Origin of the sequence: Methanospirillum sp. (assembly GCF_035560735.1) — an archaeon.
In the GTDB taxonomy this organism is placed as follows: domain Archaea; phylum Halobacteriota; class Methanomicrobia; order Methanomicrobiales; family Methanospirillaceae; genus Methanospirillum.
The window spans coordinates 1-2,119 of the sequence record NZ_DATMYY010000228.1 but is presented as its reverse complement, the minus strand read 5'-3'; the positions used below and the strand labels follow the sequence as shown (position 1 = coordinate 2,119).

Genomic DNA, 2,119 nt, shown 5'->3' with positions numbered 1-2,119 from the left:
TAATTACAGTATCGCCCTTGCTGTAATATTTGGATGTATTGTTTGTGTTATGTATTATCTCGGCTTTTTATCAGAATGGATTCCTGGTATGAGTCTTGAAGCATTCATCAGCCTTTTGATAATTGCTACACTAACCCCTGTTTCACTGGCATACGAAGGAAGAAGCTGGTTTGTAAATAATGTGGAAAGTCATACTCCTGAATTTCTCAGACAGCTTGTTGACATGAAAGATGTCGGAGTTACTCTACAGACTGCAATAGGACTTATTTCAAATTCCAAGTTAGGTGTGCTTTCTCAGGAACTGGTGATGACTTCAGAAGATATCAGGAGGGGATCGACTACAATTAACGCTCTTGTCCGTATGGAAGATAGAATTGGTCTTGTCTCTGTTAAGCGGGCAATGTCCCTTCTTGTAAAAGCAAGTGAAGTGACTGATTATATCAAAGATGTCCTCATCATCGCCATCAATGACTTTGAACATTATCTGAAACTGAAAAAAGACCGGTTCAATATCGCGATAACCTATGTTATGATCGTGTATCTTGCAGTTGGAATCTACATGTACACCGCATATTCACTCAACGTATCGTTTATTTCATCGTTCAACTCCTTCAACATCACCTTCGATACCGCATCAAACCTTACCGATATGTTCAGAATCGGCCTTGTGCTCGGATTCTTCTCAGGGCTAATGGCTGGTCAGCTCTCAGCAAATAGTATTCTTGCCGGGCTCAAACACGCTATCCTTCTCGTGCTCGGATGTTTTATTCTGTTTATGTATGTAATTCCATACCAGATGGATCTTCTTCATGCTGCAGCGGCAGCAGCTGCTGCAAATGCAACAGCGGGTGCCAGATAATGCAACGCGATCCGGCTGTGTCTGCAGTAATTGGTGAGGTTCTGATGATCTCGCTTGTATTGATTCTGGTACCTATGGTAACCGTATTCCTGTTGAATCAGATGCCAGAGGACAGAATTCCTTCTGTGTCAATAAAGATGGGATCTGTAAGTTCTTCCGGGGAGGTTTATCTTTATCATAAAGGAGGAGACTGGATCAGGAAAGAACAGATACATGTTATTGTTGATGGAATAGAAAAAAGTACCTGGGAAATCCCGAATCAGACATTTGATCTTGGGGATATTCTCTCTCTTAAGGATGTTACATCTGGAAACCGGATAAATCTTGTAGTTCATAATGCAGTTGTTTTCAGTGGGGTGGCAGGTTCGTGAAGGATAACGCTGTTTCTCCGGTGATCGCCTTCATGCTGCTTCTTATGATTATTGTGTCGTTCATCTCGGTCCTGAATGCATATTATATTCCATCACTGAAGCAACAGGCAGAGGTTCAGCATCTCCACTCCGTTGAAGAGAGTTTCTCAAAAATGTCATCTGATATCCTTCAGGTGTTGTCATTCAGGCAGAATATGACGATGAAAGAGCCGGTAGAACTCGGTGGAGGAGATATTTTATTGTCTTCTCTGCGTTCTTCCGGATACCTGGAAGTGAACACAAGTTTAAGAGATACATCGCCCTCTCATATCGACATTTCATTGAACTCAAAACCGGTAATGGAATCTCATGTGAATAGTTCCAAGATACTATACCGACCGGTTGGAAATTTCTGGGTTAATCAGGGGTATGAATGGGAGGATGGTGTGCTGAATGTGACGAAAGGAAACCGAAAGACATATCTTGAATACACCGATGATACTGGAAAGATCCCCGGAGAGGAAAAGGAGAGATATTACAAGATGTATGCTCCTCGCATAGATCTGAAAACAACACCCCCGACAATCAGGATCGATCTTGTGCAGATTGAAGATATCGGGAGAAACAGATCTATGAGCAGTAATGGAGCCGCTACCATCTGGATAGAGATGAAAGAGTCTTATCAGAACACTATCTCATTAAAACCAACTGACAAGCTCACCTTTACATTCTCCGGGACAGATGAAGACGCCATCGGGTTAAAATCAGGAGTGAATAAGACTTTTTCTCAATGGTCGAATAATAATCAGTCAATCTGGGAGAGCGATAATTACACCCTGAATATCGTTGAGAACAATCAGAAGGAGTACCCAAATCTCACTATTACCTTATGGAATATGTCATTTATTAT

The 2,119-nt window shown here is 41.7% G+C and carries 2 protein-coding genes and 1 pseudogene; all 3 read left to right on the top strand.

What is annotated here, in order from left to right:
* Nucleotides 1-859: type II secretion system F family protein (locus VN429_RS06615; protein ID WP_325631202.1), on the top strand; the 859-nt coding region annotated here is incomplete at its 5' end.
* A complete protein-coding gene (locus tag VN429_RS06610; RefSeq protein ID WP_325631200.1) occupies nt 859-1,230 on the top strand; it encodes a type IV pilin N-terminal domain-containing protein in 372 nt (123 codons plus the stop codon). The genes VN429_RS06615 and VN429_RS06610, both read left to right, overlap by 1 nt.
* Nucleotides 1,227-2,119 (top strand): annotated as a pseudogene (locus tag VN429_RS06605) (hypothetical protein); the annotation flags it as partial. The gene VN429_RS06610 and the pseudogene VN429_RS06605, both read left to right, overlap by 4 nt.